Raw genomic sequence first — 25,282 nt, forward strand, 5'->3', positions numbered from 1 at the left:
CGTACTTGAGCGTATCGGCTCAAAGCATGGGAAATGGCTAAACGCGTTTAGCTCGCGGCGCGGGCCGCCAAGGCACGCCGCATGTCGTCGTCGGTGTCCTGCACGACCCGGTGCAGGATGGGGTCCAGGTCCGGGCGGGCCAGCAGCTCGGCGGCGAGCCGCCGGGTCTCCACATCGACAACCACTTCCGGGTACGCGAGGCCGACCGTCCGCTCCGCGCTCATCCCGCTGCGGACCCGCATCATGGCCGGCATCTCGGCGAAGTACCGCGGTACGTAGGGCGCGAGCAGGTCGAGCTGCTCGGCCTGCCAGAACCCGGAGGCGGTCATCTCGACGAGCCGGTTCGACAGCTTCACGTCCGCGACGATCGCGTTCCAGGCCGCCGCCTTGGCCTCGGCGTCCGGCAGCCCGGCCCGGCAACGGGCGGCCCACTGCTCGCCGGTCGCGCTGCGGTCGCGCTCGAACTCGGCCGCGATCTCGTCCCGCCCGGCCGCGCCGAGCACGACCAGCCGGTAGAGGATCAGCCAGCGCATGTCGTCGTCGATCGGCAGCCTCTCGGGCACGCCCTCGCCGGCCAGCCAGCCGGCCAGCCGCGCGGTGTCGGTGGTGGCGCCGATCAGGCCGCGGGCGGCGGCGAGCTGCCGGGAGCCGCCCGGCTCGGAGACGGCGAGCAGCCGGTCGGCGGCCTGGGCCACGAGCTCGAGCGCGGCCGGCCGGGTCTCCGGCGTCGAGTAGCGGTCGACCAGGCTGCGGGTGGCCCGCAGCACGTCCTCGACGATCACCACCTCGGTCTCCACCGGCAGCGCGGTCAGCACGAGCGTGACCAGCTCGGCGACCGGCCGCTCGCCGTCGACCACGGCGTCGAGCATCGAGGCCCACAGCACGGCCCGCGCCAGCGAGTCACCGACCAGCGGCAACACGGTCGGCATGGCGGCGCTGGACGCCTCGTCGAGACGGATCTTCGCGTACGTGAGATCGCCGTCGTTGAGCAGCACCAGGTCCGCCGTCTTCATGCCCGAGATATCCGTAATTTCGGAAATGTCAGCAGCACCCACCTCGGCCTCGACCCGCGACCGCAGCACCACTGCCCCTTCCGGAGACCGGTCGTAGAGGCCGATCCCGAGACGATGAGGCCGCAGGGTCGGGTACGCGGGCGGCGCCGTCTGCGACACGGCCACCGACGAGTAGTGCCCGTCGGAGGCGGCGACCGAGAGCCGCAGCGTGTTGACCTGAGCCCGCCGCAACCAGACCTCGGCCCACGACGACAGGTCCCGGCCGGACGACTTGGCCAGCGCCCCCAGCAGGTCGGCCAGCGTCGCGTTCCCGTAGGCGTGCGCCGCGAAGTGCGCATTCAGCCCGGCCCGGAACGCGTCGTCCCCGACCCAGGCCACCAGCTGCTTCAGCGTCGCGGCGCCCTTGGCGTACGAGATGCCGTCGAAGTTGAGCAACGCCTCGTCGGTGTCGGCGACCGAGACGGGCGCGACCGGATGGGTCGAAGGGTGCTGGTCCGCGCGCAGTCCCCAGGCCTTGCGCTGCATCGCGAACGTGGTCCAGGTGCCCTTGAAGCGGGTGGCCTCGGCCGCCACCCGGGTGCCCAGGTACTCGGCGAAGGACTCGTTCAGCCACAGGTCGTCCCACCAGGCCATGGTCACCAGGTCGCCGAACCACATGTGCGCCATCTCGTGCGCGATCACGTTGGCCCGGCTCTCGCGCTGGCTCTCGGTGACCGCCGAGCGGTAGATCATCTCGTCCCGGAAGACCACGAGGCCCGGGTATTCCATGGCGCCGAAGTTGAACTCGGGCGCGAACGCCTGCTGGTAGTGCCCGAAGGGGTACCGGATGTCGAACATCTCGTGGTACCGGTCGAGGCACTGCTTCGTGATCGTGAACAGCTCTTCCGCCTGCTCGTCGAGGTGCTCGCCGAGCGCGGCCCGCACGTAGAGCGCCAGCGGAATGCCGTCGTGCTCGTCGGTGACCGCGTGGAACGGTCCCGCGAACAGCGACGCCAGATACGTCGAGATCGGCTTGGTCGGGGCGAACCGCCAGGTGTCGCCCTCGCGGGCCACGAGCTCGCCGTTGGCGGCGACCTTCCAGTGCGCGGGCGCGGTCACCGACACCCGGAACGACGCCTTGAGATCGGGCTGGTCGAAGGCCGGCAGCACGCGTCCCGCGTTGTTGATGAACAGGTGCTGGTAGAGGTACGTGTTGCCGTCGGCCGGGTCGACGTACTTGTGCAGGCCCTCGCCCGTGTTCGAGTAACGCATGGTCGCCGCGACCGCGAGCTCGTTGTGCTCGGCCAGACCGTCGAGGCGCAGACGCCCGGACGAGACGGCCGACGGCGGCACGGGTGACCCGTTCAGCGTCATGGACTCGATCGCGACGGGCTCGAACTCGAGGAAGGTCGACGAACCGGGTCGGGCGTCGAACCGGATCACGGCACGCGAGCCGAACGTGTCCGCGTCGGCGGTCACGTCGAGGTGAACCTCGTACTCCTGGACATCGACGGTGGCGGCGCGGTCGGCGGCCTCGGCACGGGTGAGCGGCATGACGACAATCATGCCTGTCCGGGTGGATCCGCACGTGGCCGCCCCGCGGTAGCATGTACGACATGCGCGCGCTGAACCTTTGCTGGTGGCTGCCCTGACGGGCGGCTCACCCACACGCGCATGATCTCATCCGCGGCCGCCCCCTCCGGGCGGCCGTTTCGCATGTCTGGGCCGTTCGGCGGGGCTGCTCACCCCGTACCGGAAAGGTTTGGACATGAAGCGACTCACCGGCTTTCAGCCCACCGGAAACCTCCACCTCGGCAACCTGCTGGGCGCCATGCGCCCGCTGGTGGAGGCGCAGGAGAGCGCCGAGTCGATCGCCATGATCGCGGATCTGCACGCGATGACGATGGAACATGATCCACAGGCGCTGCGACGAAACACGCTCGGCGTGGCCACGATGCTGCTGGCCGCCGGCGTCGACCCGGCGCGGACCGCGATCATCGCGAACTCGCAGGTCCCCGAGCACGCCGAGCTGCACTACCTGCTCGAATGCGTGACCGGCTACGGCGAGGCGGCCCGCATGATCCAGTTCAAGGAGAAGTCGGCGAACGGTGCGGTCCGGCTCAGCCTGCTCACCTATCCCGTGCTGATGGCCGCCGACATCCTGGTCCACGACGTCAACCAGGTGCCCGTCGGCGAGGACCAGAGCCAGCATCTCGAGCTCGCCCGCACGCTCGCGACCAGGTTCAACGGCCGCTACGGCCCGACGTTCACGGTGCCCGAGGGGATCCGGCCCGAGTCGGCGTCGCGGATCATGGACCTGGCCGAGCCGACCGCCAAGATGAGCAAGAGCAGCGCCTCGGCGGCCGGCCGGATCGGGCTGCTCGACCCGCCCGAGGTGATCCGCAAGACGATCTCCCGGGCGGTCACCGACACGCTGGGCGTCGTCCGGCACGACCGGGCGGGTCAGCCCGGCGTCACCAACCTGCTGGAGATCCTGTCCGCGTGCACCGGCGTCTCCAGTGCTGATTACTCGTCGTACGGCGCCCTCAAGCGTGACGTCACGGACGCGGTGGATGCCCTGCTCACGCCCATTCGCAAGCGGCACGCCGAGCTTTCCGACGATCCCGGCTACGTGCGCGAGATGCTGGCGGAGGGCAAGGCCCGGGTGCGGCCTGCGGCGCTTGCGACCGTACGCCGGACCCGGGCCGCGATCGGGCTACTGGACTAACGCGGGAAGTTTCTTCTCGAAGCGCACGGTGTGCGGATCACTCACGTGCGGAATCTCGTGATACCCCGCCGACTGGTAGAGGGCGATCGCCGCGGGTAGGCAGCTGCCGACATCGAGCCGGATCACCGGCCGGCCCGCGGCGAGGGCCTCCTCCTCGATCGCGACGATCAGCTGCCGGGCGATGCCGCGGCCCCGGAACGACGGGCGCACGTACATCCGCCTCAGCTCGGCCACCCGCTCCGAGACGGCCCGCCAGGCGCCGTACGCCACCGCGCGCCCGCCGAGCACCGCCACCAGATACGCCGCGTCATCGGACGGCCGGAACGTCGTGCTCATCTCCCGCTGCTGGGCCGTGACCAGCGCGGCAAGTTCCGGGTCGAGGCCGGGGCGGGATTCGATCAGCACGAGGGTGACACTAAGCGAGCACCCTTTCCGGATGGTTGCGCGAAGCTGGACTACGTCCTATTCGCCGGTGTCGTCCTCATCGTCCGCCTCGGTGACCAGCACCGGCCGCTGAGCGTTCGCCATCGACGTGACCGTGCCGTCCGCCGACATGTGCAGCAGCTCCTCGTCGCCCCGGACCCGGCGGGCCTTGCGAGCGGCGAGCCGCTGCGCCGCGGTGGCCCGGTGGGCTTCGTCCTCGAGGCGGGCGTCGGTGCCGCGCGGGCCGGCGTGGAACTCGCCCGCGTTGGGCTGCCAGTCGAACTCGCGCTCGGCGATGCGCACCGGGTCGCCGGGCTGAGCGCCCTTCTTGGCCAGCTGGTCCTCGACGCCGAGGCGCTCGAGCCGGTCGGCCAGGTAGCCGATCGCCTCGTCGTTGTCGAAGTTCGTCTGCCGGATCCAGCGCTCGACCTTGGCGCCGCGCACCACGAAGACGCCGTCCGCGTCCTGCTCGACGGTGAAGCCGCTCTCGTCGACCGCCTTCGGGCGCACGATGACCCGGGTCGGCTCGGCCGGCGGCGTGGCCAGCCGGTGCTCCTCGACGACGGCGGCCAGCGCGTACACCAGCTCCTTGAGGCCCTCGCGGGTGACGGCGCTGACCTCGAAGACCCGGTAGCCGCGGGCCTCGAGGTCGGGGCGGACCATCTCGGCGAGGTCGCGGCCGTCCGGAATGTCGATCTTGTTGAGCACCACGATGCGCGGACGATCTTCCAGGCCGCCGTACGCCGCCAGCTCGGCCTCGATCGCGTCCAGATCTGCCAGCGGGTCGCGCTCGATCTCGGGCGCCGCCGCGTCGAGCACGTGCACGAGCACCGAGGTGCGCTCGATGTGCCGCAGGAACTGCATGCCCAGGCCCTTGCCGGTGGCCGCGCCCGGGATGAGACCGGGCACGTCGGCGACGGTGAACGTCTGGTCACCGGCCTGCACCACGCCCAGGTTGGGCACCAGCGTGGTGAACGGGTAGTCGGCGATCTTGGGCTTGGCCGCCGACATCACCGAGATCAGCGAGGACTTGCCGGCCGACGGGAAGCCGACCAGGCCGACGTCGGCGACGCTCTTGAGCTCGAGCACGACGTCGAGGCGGTCGCCGGGCTCGCCCAGCTCGGCGAAGCCGGGCACCTTGCGGCGGGTGTTGGCCAGCGAGGCGTTGCCGCGGCCGCCGCGGCCGCCGCGGGCCACGTCGAAGGTGGTGCCGGCGCCGACCAGGTCGGCCAGCACCTCGCCGTCCTCGGTCATCACGACCGTGCCGTCCGGCACCTCGAGCACGAGGTCCTTGCCGTTGGCGCCGTCGCGGTTGGCGCCCGCGCCGCCGCCGCCGTTGTTGGCCTTGACGTGCGGGTGGAAGTGGAAGTCGAGCAGCGTGTGCTGCTGCGGGTCGACGACCAGCGTGACGCTGCCGCCGTGCCCGCCGTTGCCGCCGTCGGGGCCGCCGAGCGGCTTGAACTTCTCCCGGCGCACCGAGACGCAGCCGTGCCCGCCGTCACCCGCCTGCAGGTGCAGCACGACCCGGTCGACGAACGTGGTCACTTGCTCAACTCCAGAATCTCTGAAAAACACAAGCGGGCCGCGGACCCGAGGGTCCGTGGCCCGCTTGGGAAGAAACTTACTCCGAGACCGGAACGATGCTGACGGTCTTGCGGCCACGGTTCGTGCCGAAGAGCACGTTGCCGGTGGCCAGCGCGAACAGCGTGTCGTCGCCGCCACGGCCGACGAGGTCGCCCGGGTGGAACTTCGTGCCCCGCTGACGGATCAGGATCTCGCCGGCGTTGACCAGCTGGCCGCCGAACCGCTTGACGCCGAGCCGCTGGGCGGCGGAGTCACGGCCGTTGCGCGAGCTGGATGCACCCTTTTTGTGAGCCATGAGTGATCCGCCCCTACTTCCCGCTCTTGATGCCGGTCACCTTGACGCGGGTCAGCGGCTGGCGGTGACCCTGGCGCTTGTGGTAGCCGGTCTTGTTCTTGAACTTGTGGATCCGGATCTTCGGACCCTTGGTGTGCTCGGCGATCTCGCCGGACACCGTTACCTTGGCAAGCTTGGCCGCGTCGGTCACCAGGTTGTCACCGTCGACGAGGAGGACTGCGGCGAGCGTGAGCGCATCGCCGGGCACGCCCGCGAGCTTCTCGACCTCGATCACGTCGCCCTCGGCAACCTTGTACTGCTTGCCGCCGGTCTTGACGATCGCGTACATCGGACGCGGACTCCCTGAGACTTGCGCAGCGAAGACCGCTGCTTGGCGGATGGTGCAGGCCCCGGACTGCCGTTGTCGTTCAACCTTCGTCGTTCGACATCGCTTGCCACGGGCGCACGGCGCATGGAAAAGCGCCGTCGGCAAGCGTACTTCATCGGCGGGGCGGAACCCAAACCGGGTGAGGTCAGCTCTTGCCGCAGGCCTTGTCGAGGTTACCCGTGATCGCCGACATCTTGTCGGCGTTGAGCTTGGTCACGTCGCCCTTGAGCGCCGTGACCTGCTTGCTCATCTGGGTCAGGGCCGTCTTGAGCGCCTTGTTGTCGGCGAGCTGGGCCATGCCGGAGAGCGCCGACGAGTAACTGGAGACGTCCCGATCGATCTTCTCCTGCGCCTGCGCCTTGGCCCCCGCGCCCTGGCCGGCCGCCTCGATCTGCATCTGCAGGTCGGCGATGAAGGTCTGCCCGAAGTTGGTGCTGGTGCGCTCGGCCTGCGCGCAGATGGCCTTGGTGTTGCCGGAGAGCGCTTTGTCGGCCTCGGCCGCGACGGAGGGGTCGACCGGCTCCGGCGCCGCGGCGGTGGCCCCGGAGACTGAGGCGCCGACGTTCGGGGTCGCGCCGGCCGTGGTGTCGCCGCTGCCGGAGCACCCGGCGATGGCGAGGACGGGAAGGGCCAGCAGGGGGATGAGGCGTCGCATCGGGGGTCGGTCTCCTCGGGGGACAGGGTGATCGATCCCCGCAGGGTAGCCGACTTCGATGAGGGTCAGCGCCCTGGCAGTTAAGTTTCTTTACCGAATGGCTTTCGACACCGCCGGAACGAAGCCACCCCGACCGTCGAACGAAGCCACACCACCCTCGAACGAATCCACCCCCACCCTCGTCGGGTGGGGGTGGATTCAAACAGCTGGGTCTGACACTTTCCGGGCGTTGTCCACAAGCCCTTACGGGCGGGTGCGCCGCCTGGTGCCGCCTCGGCGGGAACGCCGGCGGCCGCCGGCGCCGGCGCCTACCGGCTCGTCGTCGTCCTCTTCGTCGTCCTCGTCGGCGGCGTCCGGGTCGTCCGCGCCGGTCAGCTGCAAGGGCTCGATCGGTTCGGCCGGATCGGCCGGGGACGCGGGCTGGTCGTAGCGGGACAGGTCGTAGCCGCTGATGTCGTATTCGTCGTCCTGGTCGGCGGAGGCCGGGGCCGGGGCGCCGGCCTGGACGATGCCCGATCCGATCACGCCCGAGCTGACGTGGGGCAGGCCCGCCGTCTCGGCCACCGGGTCGTCACCGTCATGCCGAGGCGACTGGGCAACCGGCGACTGGGCTACCGGCGACTGGGCTACCGGCACGTCGGCGATCGGCACCTCGGCGATCGGCGTCTCGGCGGCCGCCGGGGCGGTCTCCGACGAACCGCCGCGACGGCGCCGCGACTTGGTGGCCGCGGGCTGCTGCTGCGGGGGCTGCTCGGTGCGGGTGGCCGCCGCGGCGACCGCCTTGACCTGGCTGCCCGCGCCGCCGCCGCCGTTGGTTCGCTTCTCCGGCACCGGCTCGGTGTGGATCAGCACGCCGCGGCCCTTGCAGTGGTCGCAGGTCTCGCTGAACGCCTCGAGCAGGCCCGAGCCGATCCGCTTACGGGTCATCTGCACCAGGCCGAGCGAGGTGATCTCGGTGACCTGGTGCTTGGTCCGGTCGCGGCCCAGGCACTCGGTGAGCCGCCGCAGCACCAGCTCGCGGTTGCTCTCCAGCACCATGTCGATGAAGTCGATCACCACGATGCCGCCGAGGTCGCGCAGCCGCAGTTGGCGCACGATCTCCTCGGCCGCCTCGAGGTTGTTCCGGGTGACCGTCTCCTCGAGGTTGCCCCCGGCGCCGGTGTACTTGCCGGTGTTGACGTCCACGACCGTCATCGCCTCGGTGCGGTCGATCACCAGGTGGCCGCCCGAGGGCAGGAACACCTTGCGGTCGAGGCCCTTGAGGATCTGCTCGTCGATCCGCTTGTCGGCGAAGACGTCCGCGACCCCGGTGTACCGGTGCAGGCGCTCGACCAGGTCCGGCGACACCGAGTTGAGGTAGTTCTCGACCTCGGCGTACGCCTGGTCGCCCTGCACCACCAGCTCGCGGAAGTCCTCGTTGAAGAGGTCCCGGACGACCCGGATGACCAGGTCGGGCTCCTCGGAGAGGGCGACCGGCGCGTGGCCTTCGGCGGCCTTGCGCTGGATCTCCTCCCACTGGGCCTGCAGGCGCTTGACGTCGCGGGCGAGTTCGTCCTCGCTCGCGCCCTCGGCCGCGGTCCGCACGATCACGCCGGCGCCGTCCGGCACCAGCTTCTTGAGCACGTCCCGCAGGCGCTTGCGCTCGGTGTCGGGCAGCTTGCGGCTGATCCCGGACGCGTTGCCGTTGGGCACGTAGACCAGGTGCCGGCCGGAGAGCGCGATGTGGCTCGACAGCCGGGCGCCCTTGTGCCCGATCGGGTCCTTGGTGACCTGCACCAGCACCGAGTCGCCGGACTTGAGCGCCTGCTCGATCGAGCGGGCACGCCCTTCCAGGCCGGTGGCGTCCCAGTTGACCTCGCCGGCGTAGAGGACCGCGTTGCGGCCCCGGCCGACGTCGACGAACGCCGCCTCCATGCTGGGCAGCACGTTCTGCACCTTGCCCAGGTAGACGTTGCCGACCATGGTGCCCGAGCTGATCCGGGACACGTAGTGCTCGACCAGGACGCCGTCCTCGAGCACGGCGATCTGGATGCGGTCGGGCTTCTGCCGGACGACCATGACCCGGTCGACCGCCTCGCGGCGGGCCAGGAACTCGGACTCGCTCAGGATCGGCGGCCGGGTGCGGCGCTGCTCGCGGCCGTCCCGGCGACGCTGGCGCTTGGCCTCGAGCCGGGTCGAGCCGGAGACGCCCTGCACCTCGTCGGTGCGGCGCGGCTCGCGCACCCGCACGACGGTGTGCACGCCGTCCTCGATACCGCCGGTCTCGGCGTCGCCGCCCGAGCCCTTGCGGCGCCGGCGACGACGACGGCGGGTGACGCCGTCACCCTCCTCGGCGCCCTCGTCCTCTTCGTTCTCGTCCTCGACCGAGGCCTCGGCGTCCTCCTCGACGTCGGCGGCCTCGTCGTCGTCGGCCGGGCCCTTGCCCCGGCCACGACCACGGCGGCCCCGGCGGCGGCGACGGCGGCCGGAGCCGAACTCGTCGTCGGAGTCGTCGTCGGCGCCGTCCTCGACACCGTCCTCGACGTCGTCGGCGGTCTCGTCCACGTCGTCGATGACCTCGGCGGTCTCGGCCGCGACGGCCTCGACCGGCTCGTCGGCGGCCGCGCCCCGACGGCGGCGACGGCTGCGGCGGGCGCCCTCGGCCGGCTCCTCGACGGGAACCTCGGCCACGGCGGCCTCAGGCTTGATGACCTCGGTCTCGGCGGCGGGCGTCACGACCGGGACGGCGGCCGCGGCGGCACCGCGGCGGGTGCGGCGGCTGACCGGGGCGACCGGCTCGGCCTCGGTGGGGTCCGGCGGCATGAAGAGTACGGCGGGAGGCAGCGCGCCGCGGCGGGACCGGCGGCTCGGCTTCTCCTCCTCGACGAAGTCGGCGTCCAGCGGGATCACGCCGACGATCGGGCTCGCGACCTGCGCCTCGGCCTCTTCCTCCTCGACCGGCTCCTCGCCGGCGAGAAGCGGCTCGATCGGCACGACCGGCTCGGTCACGGCCGTCCCGGTGACGGACGCGGTCCCGGTGACGGCCGCGGGCTCGGCGATGGCGGCGGTGGCAGTGGCCGGCTCGGGCTCGGGCGTCGCGGCCGGGGCGGCGGCCTTCTTGCGGCGAGCGCGGGTCGCCTTCACCGGCGCTTCGGCGGGCGGAGCCTCCCCAGCCTCGGCGGCCGGCCCGGACGTGGCCGACGTCGATGCTGCGGGTTCGTCGGCGGGCGGGGCCGCCGCGGCCGCCGGGGCGGCCGCTTTGCGGCGACTGCGGGTCGCCTTCACCGGTTTGACCGGAGTCTCGGTGGCCGCGATTTCGGCAGCCGAGCCGGGCTCGGTCGAGGCGCCGGGCTCGGCTGAAGCACCGGGCTCGGCCGAGGCGTTGGGCTCGGTCGAGGCGTCGGGCTCGGCTGAAGCAGCGGCGGCGGGCGCCGCGGCCTTCCGGCGGGTAGTGCGCTTACGCGCAGGGGCAGTGGTGCTATCGGCGGTCTCGGCGGGCGGATTAGTGACTCCGCTCGTTTCACCGCCCTGTGGCTCGTTATCGAGCATGGGGCGCTCTCCAGTTCTGGCCGCCCCGGGCGCGTGTGAGCGCTGCCACGCAGGGCTGCCGCAAGTGTTTCGGTCCCGGCCGGTAGGCGGACGGGCGGCCGAAGTCTGCCGGTCGGGCGCCGGCCGGAATGCAGCTAGCGCCCTCCGATGACGGCGCGATCCGCGTCCAACGGATCGACGATCTCCCCCTGTGCGGTCAGCGTGCCCTGGGCCAGCCGGGTCACCCGTGGGGGCACCGGCGGCTCCAGGCCAGCCACGACGCGCAGGCCGGAAAGGACGTCATCGGGTCGCACGGCGGGCGTTACCTGTCGTACGACAAGGTCGATTATCGCACACGGTGTGCCGTCCGCCCCGGAAGGTAGGTCGGACTGCTCGGTCACAGCGATGTGGGTCACTGCCGCGCGGGCGTCGAAGGACCGTCGTCCCTGCTTGGTCATGCGCTCGACCAGCACCTCGGCCGTGTCGAGGAAGCTCTGGACGGCCGCGGCCGCCACCGCCGGCTCGACCGAGGGCAGCTCCAGCCGCCACTGCGAGGCGTCGATCCGGTCGGCCAGGCTGCCCGCGCCGGCCACCACGGCCTCGAGCACGTCGAGCCCGGGCGACAGGGCCGCGTCCAGCGCGACACGCAGCTCTTCCGGGTCGACCTCGGCGCGCAGACCGATCTCCAGGTACTCCGCCTCGCTGCCGACCCCGGTCGGGGCGGCCGACGCGTACGAAATCTTGGGGTGTGGGGTGAAGCCCTGGGAATAGCCGATCGGCACCGCGGCACGCAGCAGCGCCCGCTCGAACGCCCGGGCGAAATCGCGGTGTGATGTGAAACGCAGGGGGCCGCGTTTCGCATAACGGAGGCGGATCCGCTGGACGACCGGGGCCTGGCCGCCCGGAGGCTGGTTCTTCGGGGGAATTGTCCTACTCCTAAGCGGGGACCCGCAGGTTGTTCACCGGGGTCAGGGGCAGCAGCTTCTTGCCGGTCGGACCGATCTGGATCTCGGTGTCCATCGACGGGCAGACGCCGCAGTCGAAGCACGGGGTCCAGCGGCAGTCGTCCTGCTCGTACTGGTTGAGCGAGTCCTGCCAGTCCTGCCAGAGCCAGTCCTTGTCGAGGCCCGAGTCGAGGTGGTCCCAGGGGAGCACCTCGGCCTGGTCGCGCTCGCGGGTGGTGAACCAGTCGATGTCGACGCCGAACGCCGGGAGCACCTCGGAGGCCGCTTCGATCCATCGGGCGTACGAAAAATGCTCGCTCCACCCGTCGAAACGTCCGCCTTTTTCCCAGACACGCCGGATCACCGAACCGACGCGGCGATCGCCCCGGGAGAGCAGGCCCTCGATCAGCGACGGCTCGCCGTCGTGGTAGCGGTACCCGATCGCCCGGCCCAGCGAGCGGTCGCTGTTGATCTCCTGCTTGAGCAGCCGGAGCCGGTTGTCGATCACCTCGGGACGGGCCATCGGCGCCCACTGGAACGGGGTGTGCGGCTTGGGCACGAAGCCGCCGATCGACACCGTGCAGCGGATGTCCTTGGTGCCGGTCGCGGCCCGGCCGGCCTTGATGACCTCGTGCGCCATCCGGCCGATCTGCAGCACGTCGTCGTCGGTCTCGGTGGGCAGGCCGCACATGAAGTAGAGCTTCACCTGCCGCCAGCCGTTGGTGTAGGCGGTGACGACCGTCCGGATCAGGTCTTCCTCGGTCACCATCTTGTTGATGACCTTGCGGATGCGCTCGGAGCCGCCCTCGGGGGCGAACGTGAGGCCGGTGCGCCGCCCGTTGCGGGACAGCTCCTGGGCCAGGTCGATGTTGAACGCGTCCACCCGGGTCGACGGCAGCGACAGCGAGACGTTGGTGTCCGCGTACTGCTCGGCGAGGCCGGAGCACATGTCGCCGATCTCGGAGTGGTCGGCGCTGGAGAGCGAGAGCAGGCCGACCTCGGAGAAGCCGGAGAACTCGAGGCCCTCCTTCACCATCTGACCCACGGTGGTGATCGACCGCTCCCGGACCGGGCGGGTGATCATGCCGGCCTGGCAGAAGCGGCAGCCCCGGGTGCAGCCCCGGAAGATCTCCACCGCGTACCGCTCGTGGACCGTCTCGGCCAGCGGGACCAGCGGCTTCTTGGGGTAGGGCCAGGCGTCGAGATCCATGGTCGTGCGCTTGGCGACCCGGAACGGGACGTCCGGGCGGTTGGGCACGACCCGCTGGATGCGGCCGTCGGGCAGGTAGTCGACGTCGTAGAAGCGCGGGACGTAGATGCTCTCGGTGCGGGCCAGGCGCAGCAGCAGCTCGTCACGGCCGCCGGGGCTGCCCTCGGCCTTCCACTCGCGGATGATGCCGCTGATCTCGAGGACGGCCTCCTCGCCGTCGCCGAGCACGGCCGCGTCGAGGAAGTCGGCGATCGGCTCCGGGTTGAAGCTGGCGTGGCCGCCGGCCAGCACGATCGGGTCGTCGTCGCCGCGATCGGCGGACAGCAGCGGGATGCCGGCGAGGTCGAGGGCGCTCAGCATGTTCGTATAGCCGAGCTCGGTGGCGAACGACAGGCCGAGCACGTCGAAGTCGCGGACCGGGCGGTGCGCGTCGACGGTGAACTGCGGCACGCCGTGCTCGCGCATCAGCGCCTCGAGGTCGGGCCAGACCGCGTACGTCCGCTCGGCGAGCACGTCGGGCTGCTCGTTGAGCACCTCGTAGAGGATCTGGACGCCCTGGTTGGGCAGGCCGACCTCGTACGCGTCCGGATACATCAGCGCCCAGCGGACGGTGGTCGCGTCCCAGTCCTTGACGACGGCGCCGAGCTCGCCACCCACGTATTGGATCGGTTTGCTGACCCGGGGCAGCAGCTGCTCGAGCTGCGGGAAGACGGAACGTGCACTCATGGGAGTCCAGGGTACGCGGACTAGGTCGCCAGCTCGGCCGCGGCCCGGTCGAGGTCGGTGGTCAGGACATCCTCGCGAAAGGCGCAAAGCTGAAGGGTCATCCGGGCCGCGCCGCGCTCGCCGACCACCAGCCGGGTGCTCTTGCCGTGCGACTCGAGATCACCGACCAGCGCGTCCAGCAGCCGCACCCCGGCGCTGTCCAGGAACGAGACCGTGGTCAGGTCGATCAGCACCTTGCCCGCCTCCCGCACCTGGCGCACGATCGCCTTGCCGATCTCGCCCGAGTTGGCCAGGTCGATCTCGCCGGTGAGGCTGACCAGCTCGGCGTCACCGACCTTCGAGAAGCGCACCCACTGGTCGGTCAATCCGCCTCCCGGGCCCGCCGCATGGTCACCGTGGTGCCGTCGCTGCGGTCGAAGAGCACCTGGTCCATCGACTCGCGGATCAGCTGGAGGCCCCGGCCGCGGGCCACGTCGGTGACCGCGCCACGCCACGTGCCGCGATCGGTGACCCGCACCTCGACCGCGTCGGTGGTCACCGTGGCGACCACGTCGATCATGCCGAACGGGTCGTCCCGGTAGCCGTGCTCGATCGCGTTGGCCACCGCCTCGGAGCAGGCCAGCAGCACCGCGTCCCGGGTCTCGGGCTCGACGCCGTGCGAGACCAGCCAGCCGCGCAGGTCGGCGCGGAGCAGGGCGATCTGCATGCGGTCGGCGCTGATCGTGCGCTCGATCCGTTCCTCGGTGCCCAGGGTCAGGCAGAGCAGGCAGACGTCGTCGGGGTGGTCGCGGCCGACCAGCATGTCGGCCAGGCCGGCGGTGAGGCCCTGCAGCGGCGCGTCCCGGCGGCGGCCGAACTCGCGGGCGAGCAGCTCGAAACCCTTGTCGAGCGGGCGCGTACGCCGCTCGATGAGGCCGTCGGTGTAGAGCAGCAGCCGGCTTCCGGCCGGCATGCGCCGCCGCTGCTCGGTGCGCTTGGTGTCGCCGGCCCGGGAGCCGAGGGGCGCCGAGCGGCCCTGGAGCAGGAACTCGGGCGAGCCGGCCGGCTCCTGCAGCAGCGGCGGCAGGTGGCCGGCGCAGGCGTAGACGGCCTCGCCCGCGGCCAGGTCGACCTCGACGTAGGCCACGGTCGCCATGCGCGCGGTCTCGACCCGCTCGACGAACCGGTCGAGCCCCTCGAGCAGGCGGGCCGGGCCGGCCGCGGTGTCGGCCAGCGCCCGGATCGCGCTGCGCAGCTGGCCCATGGTGGTGGCCGCGTCGATGCCCCGGCCGACCACGTCGCCGACCACGATGGCCAGCTTGTCGGCGTGGATGAGGAAGGCGTCGTACCAGTCGCCGCCGACCTCCAGATCTTGCCCGGCCGCCTGGTAGTGGGTCTCGACCGAGAACCGGGCGTCGCCGCCGGGCAGGTCGGCCGCGAGCAGGCTGCGCTGGAGCGTACGGGCGACCTGCCGCTCCTGCTCGTAGAGGCGGGCGTTCTCCAGGGCGAGCCCGGAGCGGTCGGCCAGCTCGGTGAGGAACCGCCGCTCGTCCGCGATCCCCCGGCGGTCGGGCGCCATCCGCAGCGACAGCGTGCCGAGCACCCGGCCGCGGGCGGTCAGCGGCAGCACCACGAACGCGACCTTGTCGTCGTCGGCCGGGAAGACCGGCACGCAGGCCGCGGTGGCCCGGGCCATCGCCTCGGCGAGCAGGTCGGCGTCCGGCTGCGGGCCGCCGGCCTCCTCGACCACGCCGGTCGGGCCGACCGCGAGCCGCACCGACGCCCAGTCGGCGATCTCCGGCACCACGCGGTCGACCAGCCGGCGGGCCCGCGGCAGCAGCCGGTGCAGCTCGTCGAGCGAGCGGGTGGTCTCGGCCAGGAACGTGGCCCGCTCCTCGCGGCGGCGGGCGTCGTCGTAGAGCCGGGCGCGGTCGAGGGCCTGGCCGGCCTGCTGGCCGAGCAGCCGGACGACCCGCAGCTCGGCGACCGAGAGCGAGCGCTCGCCGGTGAAGCTGAACGCCAGCACCCCGAGCGTCTCGGCGGTGGCGTGCTCCTCGGACGGGCCGGTGGTCAGCGGCAGCAGCACCACCGTGTTGCGGCCCGACTTGCGCATGCTGTCGACCAGGTCGGGGAAGTGCTCCTTGGCCTCGCTGAGCGAGGCGACCACGTGCAGGTCGCCGCGCTCGGCCACCCGGGCCACCGCCCGCGGCGAGGAACGGGGCATGTCGTCCCAGTTGCCGGTGGTGGGGTCGGTCGAGGCGACGGCGACGATCGTGTCCCGCTCGGCGTCGACCAGGTAGATGCTGCTGCTCGCGGCGCCGAAGGCGGGCTCGGGCGCGCGCACCACGGCCTCGGCGACCTCGGCCTCGGTCGGCGCCGCGGACAGGTCGGCGACGATCTGCTGGAGAACGCGCACGCGCCGCTCGGAGTCCTCGGCACGCTTTCGCGCGTACAGCAGCTCCTGCTCGTATCCCCGCCGCTCGGTGGCGTTGAAGACCATCGTGCGGATGGCCCGCGGCTCCCGCTCGGCGTCGCGGGACAGGACCGAGTTGACCAGCGTGGGGAGCTTGCGGCCGTCCGCGCAGACCACCTCGAAGGCCAGCTCGTGCACCTCGTCCTGCATGCGCAGCAGCGGCGCGTAGTGGGTCTCGTGGTAGATCTGGCCGCCCGAGCTGAGCAGGTCCCGGAAGCGGCGATGCCCGACCAGGTCGCCGCGCTGGTAACCGGTCCAGGTCAGGAACGTTTGATTGACCTTGACGATGGTGCCGTCGGGGAGCGTCGTCAGGTACCCGCACGGCGCGTGCTCGTACAGGTCTTCCGGGTCGTCGTCCCAGGGCAGGCGCAACTCCTGCGTCACGTCCGGCCCACCAGAGTCACTCACGATCCGCTCTACAACCAGGCCTTCATCGCGTCGATCGTCTCCTCCGGCGCGCTGAGGTTGGGACAGTGGCCGGTCGCGTTCATCTGCACCAGGGTGCTGCCCGCGGTGTGCTTATGAACGTAGTCGCCGACGACCGCGGGCGCGATCACATCGTCCGAGCATTGCAGGATCAGCGAAGGCGTCCGCAGCTTCAGGAGGTCGTCGCGATTGTCGGAGAGGAACGTGGCCCGCGCGAACTTCTTGGAGATCTCCGGATCGGTGCGGCAGAAGCTGTTGGTCAGCTCCTCGCCCAGCTCGGGCCGGTCGGGGTTGCCCATGATGACCGGGGCCATCTGGCTGGACCAGCCGAGGTAGTTGGAGTCGAGCGAGTCGAGCAGGGACTCGATGTCCTCGCGGGCGAAGCCGCCGGTGTAGCTCTCGGCCGGCGTGTCGATGTAGCGCGGCGAGGGGCCGATCAGCACCAGCTTGGCGAAGCGCTCGGGCTCCTTGTTCGCCGCCAGCACGCCGATCATCGAGCTCACCGAGTGGCCGACGAAGATCACGTCCCACAGGTCGTTCTCGTGCAGGATCTCCAGGACGTCGTCGGCGTAGCCGTCGAGAGTGGAGTACTTCGCGTCGTCGTAGGCCGACAAGTCGGATTTGCCGTTACCGACGTGGTCGAACAGAACCAGCCGATAGGTGTCCTGGAACGCGGGAACGATGAGGCGCCACATGTTCTGGTCGCACCCATACCCATGCGCGAACATCATCGGCTGACCGGCGTCGTTGCCGGTCAACGTGACGGCGTTTCTCTGGGTTGTTCTCATGTCTGGGTAACCATACGGCTCCGATCCGTTTCGCACATCGCCCAGTCTGTCCGTCGTTCACGTTTGGCGTCCGGTCCGTTCCGTTCGGCGGGCTGGCGCACCGCTTCTAACCTGGCGGAAGACGCAGCGAAGGAGAGATCGACGGATGACCGACCAGGAGCCGGACGGCACTCGCCCGGCGCCCGAGCGTGATCCGACCCGTGTCGAGGGCCGCACGGAGTCGTCGACGGTGGACGCTCCGGCGCGCTGGAGCGGATCGGCGGCCGTCCCGCCGCCCACGCCGAAGAAGCCGCGGTGGACCCGCCGCCGGCCCGAGCCGGAGGAGGAGGACGACGAGCGGGCCGCGATCCCGGCCGTCGACCCATGGGCCGGGCACGACACGCCGGTCGACCCGTTCCCGGCCGTGCCCGAGGCGCCGCTCCCGCCGACGAGGGTCGAGGCGCCGCTCCCGCCCACGAGGATCGAGGCCCCGGCGCCCACCAGGGCCGAGCCGCCCGCCGCCCCGGCACCCCCTCCGGCCCACAATCCGCCGCAGGCCCACACAACGCCGCAGGCCCACGCAACGCCGCAGGCCCAGAAACCGCCGCCGGCCTACAAAACGCCGCCGGGGCCGCCGCCGTACCGGAATCCGCCCAAGCTCAGCCGCCGCGAGCGCAAGGCCCGCGAGAAGGCCCTCCGCGCACTCCCCCCGGCCAACCGCGTGCCGGTGCAGGCGCGCCCGGCGCTGCCGCCCCGCCCGCCCTGGGCCGGGCCGCCGCAGCCGCCGCGCCCCCTCCCGCCCCCGCGCCGCAAGCGCCGCCGCGGCCGGCTGTTCCTCATCGCCGCGCTCGGCGTGCTGTGCTGCTGCGGCGGCCCGTTCGCCTATCTCCAGTTCCCGGCGGCCCGGCAATATCCGGTGTCGGCCGACCTGCCGACCGACTTCTCCGACCTGAGCCTGCGCGACGACAGCGCCAGCAAGAAGGCGGCCGAGCGACTGGCCACCGAGCTGCGGTCGGCCGAGGCCCGGGACGGCACGGCGTTCGCCGGCGTCTACGGCGACAGCCGCGGCAAGCGGGTCACCGTCTTCGGCATCACCGGCTTCCGATTCACCCCGAAGAGTGACGTCCGCACGCAGCTCGACCGGCTGAGCGACGAGTTCGGCCTCGACGAGGTGCAGTCCTACAGCCTCGGCGAGACCGGCGCCCACGAGAGCTGCGGCGTCGGCCGGGCGAACGGCGCCGCGGTGGTGGTCTGCGCCTGGGCCGACCACGGCAGCATGGCCACGGTCCTGCTGACCCGCCGCTCGATCGACGACAGCGCCGAGCTGGTCGGCCGCCTCCGCACCGCGGTGCTGACCCCGGGCTGAGCGGCCGCCCTAGCTCTCGCCGGCCGGCTTCTTCGCGGGGGCGTAGCGCGGCACGTACTCCTGGCCGGTCAGCTTCTGGATCTCGGCCATCACCTCGTCGGTGAGGGCGCGCAGCGAGGTGCGGTCGTCGGCGCGGCCGGTCACGTCGATCGGCTTGCCGAACTTGACCGTGATCTTGCCGCGGAACGGCATCGGGTACGGCTGGCCGATGGGCTGGACCTTCTCGGTGCCGAGCATGCCGACCGGGATGATCGGGACACCGGCGCCGACGGCCAGGCGGGCCACCCCCGTACGGCCGCGGTAGAGACGCCCGTCGGGAGAGCGCGTGCCCTCGGGGTAGACCACGACCATGTCGCCGGACTTGAGCACCGGGATCGCCCCGTCGAAGGCGGCGAGGGCGTCGCGGCCGCCGGCGCGCTGCACCCGGATCGCGCCCAGCCCGTTGAGCAGGTTGCGGGTGAACCAGCCGCCGACGCCGGTGCCGTCGAAGTAGTCGGACTTGGCCCAGAACGCGAGGTGGCGGGGAACGACCGCGCCCAGGAACAGCTCGTCGGCGACCGAGAGGTGGTTGCCCGCGAAGATCGCGCCGCCGGTGCGCGGCACGAAATCAAGGCCCTCGACGTGCGGCCGCCAGCCGACCTTCAGCAGATTGCCGACGGTGAGCTTGCCGATTGAGTAGAGCAGCGGCAACTGGGGATCCTCCGGTGGAACGGGTCGTGCGAATAGTGGGGTGGTGTGAGGTTATCGGACCGCACCCCGGAAGTCCCCGTCGATGTTGCCGACCCGGCCGGACATTCACCACACAGGCGGCAAATGTCCGGACCGGGTTCACGGATTCACCGGTTGGCGCGCCCCACGGCCACCGTGATCTCCTCGCCGTCGCCGACCTCGCCGCTGAAACCCTGCGCCCCGGCCGGCACGAAACCGACCGAGGTCGCCAGCGTCTCGCCGGCCACGAAGTCCCGGTGCGCCTCGACCGCGAGCCGCACGGCGTCGGTCGCCGACACGGTCAGCTCGATCCGGTCCGAGACGTCCAGGGCCGCGTCCCGGCGGGCCTGCTGGACCACCCGGATCACGTCGCGGGCCAGGCCCTCGGCCAGCAGCTGCGGGGTGACCACGGTGTCGAGCACGACCACGCCGGCGCCGGCCGGCAGCGGCGCCGAGTTGGCCACGTCGGCGGCGACCAGCTTCAGCTCGTACTCGCCGTCGGCGAGCGTGACCCCGGCGGCGACCGGCGCGCCGTCGACCAGCTGCCACTCGCCCTTCTTCACCGCCTGGATGACCTGCTGCACCTGCTTGCCGAGGCGCGGGCCGAGGGCGCGGGGCACCACGGTCAGAACCTGTTCGCAGTACGCGGCGACGTCGTCGGTGAAGACGACCTCCTTGACGTTGACCTCGTCGGCCAGCAGGTCGCCGAGGCTCGACAGGGCGCCCGCGTCGGCGGTCGCCACGGTGAGCTTGGCCAGCGGCAGCCGGACCCGCAGCGCCCGGGCCTTGCGCAGGGACAGCGCGGCCGAGGCCACCTCCCGGATCGCGTCCATCGAGGCGACCAGCGCGTGGTCGGCCGGGAAGCCCGCGGCCTCGGGCCAGTCGGTGAGGTGCACCGAGCGGCCGCCGGTGAGGCCGCGCCAGATCTCCTCGGCGGTGAGCGGGGCGAGCGGCGCCACGACCCGGCAGACCGTCTCGAGCACGGTCGCGAGGGTGTCGAACGCGTCCTCGTCGCCGGCCCAGAAGCGGTCCCTCGATCGGCGGACGTACCAGTTGGTGAGCGCGTCGAGATACGACCGGATATCCTGCGCCGCTCCGGAAATGTCGTACTCGTCGAGGTGGGTTTGCACCGCGGCGACCAGCTCGCCGGTCTTGGCCAGGATGTAACGGTCGAGCAGATGAGTGGAATCCGCCCGAAGTTTCGCCTCGTAGCCCGACGCGTTGGCATAAAGGGTGAAGAAGTAATAGACGTTCCAGAGCGGGAGCAGCACCTGCCGTACGGAGTCGCGGATCGCCACCTCGGTGACCGGCATGTCGCCGCCCCGCAGCACCGGCGAGGACATCAGCATCCAGCGCATGGCGTCCGAGCCGTACGTGTCGAAGACCCGATAGACGTCCGGATAGTTCCGCAGCGACTTCGACATCTTCCGGCCGTCCTCGCCGAGCAGGATGCCGTGCGAGAGGCAGTTACGGAACGCCGGCCGGTCGAACAACGCGGTGGCCAGCACGTGCATCGTGTAGAACCAGCCGCGGGTCTGGCCGATGTACTCGACGATGAAGTCGCCCGGGTAGTGGTGCTCGAACCAGTCCTTGTTCTCGAACGGGTAGTGCACCTGCGCGAACGGCATCGACCCCGACTCGAACCAGCAGTCGAGCACCTCCGGAACCCGGCGCATGGTCGACTGCCCGGTCGGATCGTCCGGGTTCGGGCGGGTCAGCTCATCGACGTACGGCCGATGGAGGTCCTTGATCTCGACGCCGAAGTCCTTTTTCAGCTCCTCGAACGAGCCGTAGACGTCCACCCGCGGGTAGTTCGGGTCGTCCGACTTCCAGACCGGGATCGGCGAGCCCCAGAAGCGGTTGCGGGAGATCGACCAGTCGCGGGCGTTGGCCAGCCACTTGCCGAACGAGCCGTCCTTGATGTGCGCGGGCGTCCAGGTGATCTCCTGGTTCAGCTCGACCATCCGGTCCCGGAACGTGGTGACGGCGACGAACCAGCTCGACACCGCCTTGTAGACGAGCGGGGTGTCGCACCGCCAGCAGTGCGGGTACGAGTGCGTGTAGCCCTCGTGCCGCAGGACGGTTTGATTCTCTTTGAGTACCGCGATGATCGGCTTGTTGGCGTCGAAGACCTGCACGCCCTGCCACGGCGGGACGAGGGCGGTGAACCGGGTGTGGTCGTCCACCGTCACGATCGTCGGGATGCCGGCCGCGTTGCAGACGTTCTGGTCGTCCTCGCCGAAGGCCGGCGCCTGGTGCACGACCCCGGTGCCGTCCTCGTCGCTCACGTAGTCGGCGGCCAGGACCTGGAACGCGTTCTCGCCCGCCTGCTCGACCAGGAAGTCGAACAGCGGCGTGTACCGGCGGCCGGCCAGCTCGCTTCCGCGGACGGTGCCGACCTGCTCAAAACCTTCGAGCTCCTTCGCGTACGCCGCGACGCGCCCCGCACCCATGATCAGCTTCCGGCCCGACTCGTCGGACAGAACCGCATATTCGATGTCCGGGCCGACCGCCAGCGCCAGGTTCGACGGCAGAGTCCAGGGGGTGGTGGTCCAGACCGCGATGTCCTCGCCGGAGTCGAGCCGGAACAGCACCGTCAGAGCGGGATCGGTCCGGTCCCGATACACGTCGTCCATCCGCGTCTCGGTGTTGGAGAGCGGCGTCTCGCACCGATAGCAGTACGCGAGGACCCGGAACCCCTCGTAGACCAAGCCCTTCTCGTGGAGCGTCTTGAACGCCCACATGACCGACTCCATGTAGCTGGGGTCGAGGGTCTTGTAGTCGTCGGCGAAGTCCACCCAGCGGGCCTGCCGGGTGACGTACCGCTCCCAGTCCTTGGTGTACGCGAGCACGGACGCGCGGCAGGCCTCGTTGAACTTGTCGATGCCGAGCTCGACGATCTGCGCCTTGGTGCTGATGCCCAGCTGCTTCTCGGCCTCGACCTCGGCCGGCAGCCCGTGGGTGTCCCACCCGAACCGCCGCTCGACGTGCTTGCCGCGCATCGTCTGGTAGCGCGGCACCAGGTCCTTCACGTAGCCGGTGAACAGGTGCCCGTAGTGCGGCAGACCGTTGGCGAACGGCGGACCGTCGTAGAAGACGTACTCGTTGCCGCCGTTCTCCCCGGCCGGGCGCTGGTCGACCGACGCCTCGAACGTCTTGTCGGCGGCCCAGTGCTCGAGCACGGCTCGCTCGACGGCCGGCAGATCCGGGCCGGCCGGCACGCCGTCGGCATCGGTGTGCTTGGGATAAGCCATCGATGGTTCCCCTCAAACAGTTCACTTCGCGTGGACTGCGAGGACGAGCGCGCTCTGTTTCGGCGCCCGCGGTACCACCTCGCTTGACGGATGACTCCGCCCGCTCATTCATCGGCGTGCGCGCGTGCCGATCGCCCGGTTCTAGTGAGGTCTCGCTTCTGAAAGCGGACCCGTTCCTCCGGAGGCTCCCCGGTGATGGCCGGTTCAGCGCCTGCGGGGACCAAGGATACGCCCGGTGGCGGCCTCGGGCCGCCACCGGGGCAGATGTCCTAGCGGTGGGCCGCCAGGGTGGTCGACCAGAGCGAGGCGCCCTCGCGATCCCGCAGATGGACGGTCAGGTCGCCGGAGTGTCCGTCGATCGCGACCTCGCCGAAGTGCTGGAACCCCTCGGCCGGCGAGGCGTTCGCCACCGGCGGGGCGTGCACGAAGGCGGTCTGCGGGCCGAACGTGCCGTCGAGCGCGTTCGGACCGAACGCGCCGGCGTGGGCCGGGCCCGAGACGAACTCCCAGAACGGCGTGAAGTCCTGGACCGCGGCCCGGGACGGGTCGTAGTGCTGCGCCGCGGTGTAGTGCACGTCGGCGGTCAGGAAGACGATGCCGGTCACGCCGTGCCGGTGCGCCGACTGCAGGACCCGGGCGAACTCGAGCTCGCGGCCGAGCGGCGCGCCGTTGTCGCCCTGGGCGACGCCCTCCTGCGCGGTGGGGCCGTCCGGCACGACCAGGCCGAGCGGCAGGTCGTTGGCGATGACCTTCCAGGTGGCCCGGGACTCCCGCAGGCCGCGGATGAGCCACTCGCGCTGGGCGTCGCCGAGCATGCCGCGCTTCGGGTCGGCGTACGTGTTGCCGTCGTTGGGGTCCTTGAAGGTCCGCATGTCGAGGATGAAGATGTCGAGCAGCGGGCCATGGGAGATCTTGCGGTAGACCGGGCCGGTCGCGGACGGGATCGGCACCCATTCGTGGTACGCCTGGTGGGCCCGCGCGGCCAGCACGTCGACCCGCTTCTCGGTGTACCGGGCGTCGTCCAGGATCTCGCCCGGGTACCAGTTGTTCAGCACCTCGTGGTCGTCCCACTGGTTGATCTGGGCGACCTCGGCCGCGAACCGCTTGTAGCTCTCGTCGAGCAGGTTGTACGCGTACTGCCCGCGGTACTCCTTGAGCGTCTCGGCGACCTTGGACTTCTCCTCGGTGACCAGGTTGTGCCACGGCCGGCCGTCGGGCAGCGTCACCGACTCGGCCAGCGGCCCGTCGGCGTACACGGTGTCCCCGGAATGCAGCAGGAAGTCGGGCCGGCGGCGCCGCATCGATTCGAAGAGCTTCAGGCCGCCGTACGCGGGGTCGATGCCCCACCCCTGACCGACCACGTCGCCGGTCCAGACGAACCGGACGTCCTGGCGATGCCGCGGCGCGGTCGACAGCGAGCCGTCGACCGAGGAGCCGAAGAGACCGGGCCGGTCCAGGCTCTCGGCCCGCACCCGGTAGTAGATCTTCGAGGCGGAGGGCAGGTTGCGCAGCCGCACCTTGCCGGTGAAGTCGGAGCCGGGGGTCAGGATCGGGCCCCGCAGGACGCGGGCGCCGCGCAGGTCGGGACGGCGGCTCACCTGCACCCACAGGCGCGCGGGCCGGTCGGCCCGGCCCCAGACGATCGCCGAGTCGGCGGTGGCGTCGCCGCTCTGCACCCCGTGGGTGAGCAGCGGCCGGGCGCCGGCGCTGGAGAACGCGGGCGCTTCGAACAGCGCGCTCCCGGCGAGGCCGACCGCGCCGGCCTTGAGCAGATTACGACGGGAAATCGAGGTCATGCCCTGATGCCTATCGATCGGACGTGGCTTCGAGGTGGCCGTTCCCTAAACTTCACCGTGTGATCCGGATCGAGATCGATGAACCGACGCTGGCCCGCACGAGGATCGCGATCAGTCCCCTGGCCGAGGCCGTGTGCAGCCTCTTCCTGCTGTGCCGCAACCCGGCGGGCGCGCCCTGGCCGTACGACGGATGGGCCGTCCGCGCCCGCGAGATCCTCCGCACCCACCCCGCCACCGCACCGGTCCGGCTCTACTTCGACGTCAAGCCGGGCATGCCCGACTTCCTCGACGCGATCCCGTCCACGCCGACGCCCACGATCGACGAGCAGCTCGCCGAGATGCGCGAGACGCCCGCCGAGATCGTCGACGAGCAACTGCGCAAGTACCCCGCCGACCCCGCCCTCGAGCCGTTCCGCCGCGACGCCCGCGGCGCGCTGAACCGGCTGGCCGACGGCCTGGCCGCCTACTGGGACGCGGCGATCGCCCCGCACTGGCCGGCCATGCGCGCCGCGCTCGACGAGGAGGTGCTGCTGCGGGCCCGTGCGCTGGCCGCCGACGGGCCGGACGCGCTGCTGGCCAAGCTGCACGAGCGGATCCGCTGGGAGCGGCCGGTGCTCACCCTGGTCAAGCCGCTCGAGCAGTCGTTCACGGCGATCAACCAGCGCCTGCTGCTGGTGCCGCTGATCTTCTCCCGGGGCGCGCTGTCCTGCTCCACGGACCACCCGGAGATCATGATGGTCACCTACCAGGCGCGCGGGTCCGCCCTGCTCGCCTCGGCGCCGGCGCCGGTCGCCGACGACCGGCTGGCCATCCTGGTCGGCCGGGGCCGGGCCGCGGTGTTGCGCGCGCTGGTCACGCCGGCCACCACGACCGGCCTGGCGACCGCGCTCGGTCTCGCGCCGAGCACGGTCTCCGAGCACCTGACCTCGCTGCTGGCGGCCGGGGTGATCCACCGGCGCCGGGCCGGCCGCCGGGTTCTCTACGGGTTGGAGCCGGCCGGGACGGCGCTGGTCACGCTGCTCGGCGACGATTCGGCCGCGACCGAATTCGTTTCCTAGAACCGCCGCCGGACCCTAGCGTTC

18 protein-coding genes are annotated in these 25,282 nt (G+C 71.3%); 3 read left to right on the forward strand and 15 right to left on the reverse strand.

From position 1 onward, the window contains the following. Positions 1–47 precede the first annotated feature (47 nt). Positions 48–2,546: an aminopeptidase N gene (pepN, locus tag ACZ6TB_RS37470; protein ID WP_465562835.1), complete on the reverse strand. Its 2,499-nt coding sequence runs from the start codon at positions 2,544–2,546 to the stop codon at positions 48–50. Between the two features lie 214 nt (positions 2,547–2,760). Between pepN and trpS the strand changes: the two genes are divergently transcribed. Next, positions 2,761–3,720, forward strand: coding sequence for a tryptophan--tRNA ligase (trpS, locus tag ACZ6TB_RS37475; RefSeq protein ID WP_465562839.1), 960 nt, complete (start codon positions 2,761–2,763; stop codon positions 3,718–3,720). Here trpS and ACZ6TB_RS37480 read toward each other — a convergent pair. The 11 genes from ACZ6TB_RS37480 to ACZ6TB_RS37530 form a co-directional block, all read right to left on the reverse strand. Continuing rightward, on the reverse strand, positions 3,709–4,125 hold the full coding sequence (locus tag ACZ6TB_RS37480) for a GNAT family N-acetyltransferase (RefSeq protein WP_465562842.1): 417 nt from the start codon (positions 4,123–4,125) through the stop codon (positions 3,709–3,711). The genes trpS and ACZ6TB_RS37480 overlap by 12 nt on opposite strands. A 57-nt stretch (positions 4,126–4,182) precedes the next feature. After that, positions 4,183–5,688 carry a GTPase ObgE gene (gene obgE / locus ACZ6TB_RS37485; RefSeq protein ID WP_465562845.1) on the reverse strand — a complete coding sequence of 502 codons (1,506 nt, stop codon included), beginning with the start codon at positions 5,686–5,688 and terminating at the stop codon, positions 4,183–4,185. A gap of 76 nt (positions 5,689–5,764) precedes the next feature. Next, positions 5,765–6,022: a 50S ribosomal protein L27 gene (rpmA, locus tag ACZ6TB_RS37490; protein ID WP_465562848.1), complete on the reverse strand. Its 258-nt coding sequence runs from the start codon at positions 6,020–6,022 to the stop codon at positions 5,765–5,767. A 13-nt stretch (positions 6,023–6,035) separates the two neighbouring features. Beyond that, positions 6,036–6,350 (reverse strand): 50S ribosomal protein L21, encoded by a 315-nt coding sequence (gene rplU, locus ACZ6TB_RS37495; protein ID WP_203787826.1) that lies wholly within the window; start codon positions 6,348–6,350, stop codon positions 6,036–6,038. A gap of 184 nt (positions 6,351–6,534) precedes the next feature. Next, positions 6,535–7,044, reverse strand: a complete 510-nt coding sequence (locus ACZ6TB_RS37500) for a hypothetical protein (RefSeq protein ID WP_465562852.1) — start codon at positions 7,042–7,044, stop codon at positions 6,535–6,537. Between the two features lie 243 nt (positions 7,045–7,287). Further along, positions 7,288–10,572 (reverse strand): Rne/Rng family ribonuclease, encoded by a 3,285-nt coding sequence (locus tag ACZ6TB_RS37505; RefSeq protein WP_465562855.1) that lies wholly within the window; start codon positions 10,570–10,572, stop codon positions 7,288–7,290. Between the two features lie 134 nt (positions 10,573–10,706). Next, positions 10,707–11,426 (reverse strand): TIGR03936 family radical SAM-associated protein, encoded by a 720-nt coding sequence (locus tag ACZ6TB_RS37510; protein WP_465562932.1) that lies wholly within the window; start codon positions 11,424–11,426, stop codon positions 10,707–10,709. A 61-nt stretch (positions 11,427–11,487) separates the two neighbouring features. Next, positions 11,488–13,431, reverse strand: a complete 1,944-nt coding sequence (locus ACZ6TB_RS37515) for a TIGR03960 family B12-binding radical SAM protein (RefSeq protein ID WP_465562858.1) — start codon at positions 13,429–13,431, stop codon at positions 11,488–11,490. 20 nt (positions 13,432–13,451) lie between these two features. Beyond that, a complete protein-coding gene (locus ACZ6TB_RS37520; RefSeq protein ID WP_465562863.1) occupies positions 13,452–13,796 on the reverse strand; it encodes an STAS domain-containing protein in 345 nt (114 codons plus the stop codon). After that, positions 13,793–16,291: a SpoIIE family protein phosphatase gene (locus ACZ6TB_RS37525; protein WP_465562866.1), complete on the reverse strand. Its 2,499-nt coding sequence runs from the start codon at positions 16,289–16,291 to the stop codon at positions 13,793–13,795. The genes ACZ6TB_RS37520 and ACZ6TB_RS37525 overlap by 4 nt, the downstream gene beginning before the upstream one ends. 8 nt (positions 16,292–16,299) lie before the next feature. After that, entirely contained in the window at positions 16,300–17,097 is a 798-nt protein-coding gene (locus ACZ6TB_RS37530) for an alpha/beta fold hydrolase (protein ID WP_465562869.1), read from the reverse strand. Between the two features lie 145 nt (positions 17,098–17,242). Here ACZ6TB_RS37530 and ACZ6TB_RS37535 point away from each other — a divergent pair, with 145 nt between their 5' ends. Continuing rightward, positions 17,243–18,442, forward strand: a complete 1,200-nt coding sequence (locus tag ACZ6TB_RS37535; protein WP_465562871.1) for a hypothetical protein — start codon at positions 17,243–17,245, stop codon at positions 18,440–18,442. 9 nt (positions 18,443–18,451) lie between these two features. Here the strand turns inward: ACZ6TB_RS37535 and ACZ6TB_RS37540 are convergent, their stop codons facing one another. The 3 genes from ACZ6TB_RS37540 to ACZ6TB_RS37550 form a co-directional block, all read right to left on the reverse strand. Then, positions 18,452–19,132 carry a lysophospholipid acyltransferase family protein gene (locus ACZ6TB_RS37540; RefSeq protein WP_465562873.1) on the reverse strand — a complete coding sequence of 227 codons (681 nt, stop codon included), beginning with the start codon at positions 19,130–19,132 and terminating at the stop codon, positions 18,452–18,454. A gap of 146 nt (positions 19,133–19,278) precedes the next feature. Next, complete coding sequence (ileS, locus tag ACZ6TB_RS37545) at positions 19,279–22,404, reverse strand: isoleucine--tRNA ligase (protein ID WP_465562877.1); 3,126 nt, start codon at positions 22,402–22,404, stop codon at positions 19,279–19,281. Between the two features lie 269 nt (positions 22,405–22,673). After that, positions 22,674–24,200, reverse strand: coding sequence for an alkaline phosphatase D family protein (locus ACZ6TB_RS37550; RefSeq protein WP_465562880.1), 1,527 nt, complete (start codon positions 24,198–24,200; stop codon positions 22,674–22,676). 59 nt (positions 24,201–24,259) lie between these two features. Between ACZ6TB_RS37550 and ACZ6TB_RS37555 the strand changes: the two genes are divergently transcribed. Next, the gene (locus tag ACZ6TB_RS37555) at positions 24,260–25,258 is read left to right on the forward strand and encodes an ArsR/SmtB family transcription factor (protein WP_465562883.1); all 999 of its coding nucleotides are present in this window, start codon (positions 24,260–24,262) and stop codon (positions 25,256–25,258) included. Positions 25,259–25,282 lie beyond the last annotated feature (24 nt).

The sequence above is a fragment of the Actinoplanes sp. NPDC051537 genome, assembly GCF_055586105.1.

Bases quoted from the DNA above. Each gene is read 5' to 3' on its own strand.
- pepN (WP_465562835.1), bottom strand. From the start codon at position 2,546: ATGCCGCTCACCCGTGCCGAGGCCGCCGACCGCGCCGCCACCGTCGAT.
- trpS (WP_465562839.1), top strand. From the start codon at position 2,761: ATGAAGCGACTCACCGGCTTTCAGCCCACCGGAAACCTCCACCTCGGC.
- rpmA (WP_465562848.1), bottom strand. From the start codon at position 6,022: ATGGCTCACAAAAAGGGTGCATCCAGCTCGCGCAACGGCCGTGACTCC.
- rplU (WP_203787826.1), bottom strand. From the start codon at position 6,350: ATGTACGCGATCGTCAAGACCGGCGGCAAGCAGTACAAGGTTGCCGAG.
- ACZ6TB_RS37500 (WP_465562852.1), bottom strand. From the start codon at position 7,044: ATGCGACGCCTCATCCCCCTGCTGGCCCTTCCCGTCCTCGCCATCGCC.
- ACZ6TB_RS37505 (WP_465562855.1), bottom strand. From the start codon at position 10,572: ATGCTCGATAACGAGCCACAGGGCGGTGAAACGAGCGGAGTCACTAAT.
- ACZ6TB_RS37515 (WP_465562858.1), bottom strand. From the start codon at position 13,431: ATGAGTGCACGTTCCGTCTTCCCGCAGCTCGAGCAGCTGCTGCCCCGG.
- ACZ6TB_RS37530 (WP_465562869.1), bottom strand. From the start codon at position 17,097: ATGAGAACAACCCAGAGAAACGCCGTCACGTTGACCGGCAACGACGCC.
- ACZ6TB_RS37535 (WP_465562871.1), top strand. From the start codon at position 17,243: ATGACCGACCAGGAGCCGGACGGCACTCGCCCGGCGCCCGAGCGTGAT.
- ileS (WP_465562877.1), bottom strand. From the start codon at position 22,404: ATGGCTTATCCCAAGCACACCGATGCCGACGGCGTGCCGGCCGGCCCG.
- ACZ6TB_RS37550 (WP_465562880.1), bottom strand. From the start codon at position 24,200: ATGACCTCGATTTCCCGTCGTAATCTGCTCAAGGCCGGCGCGGTCGGC.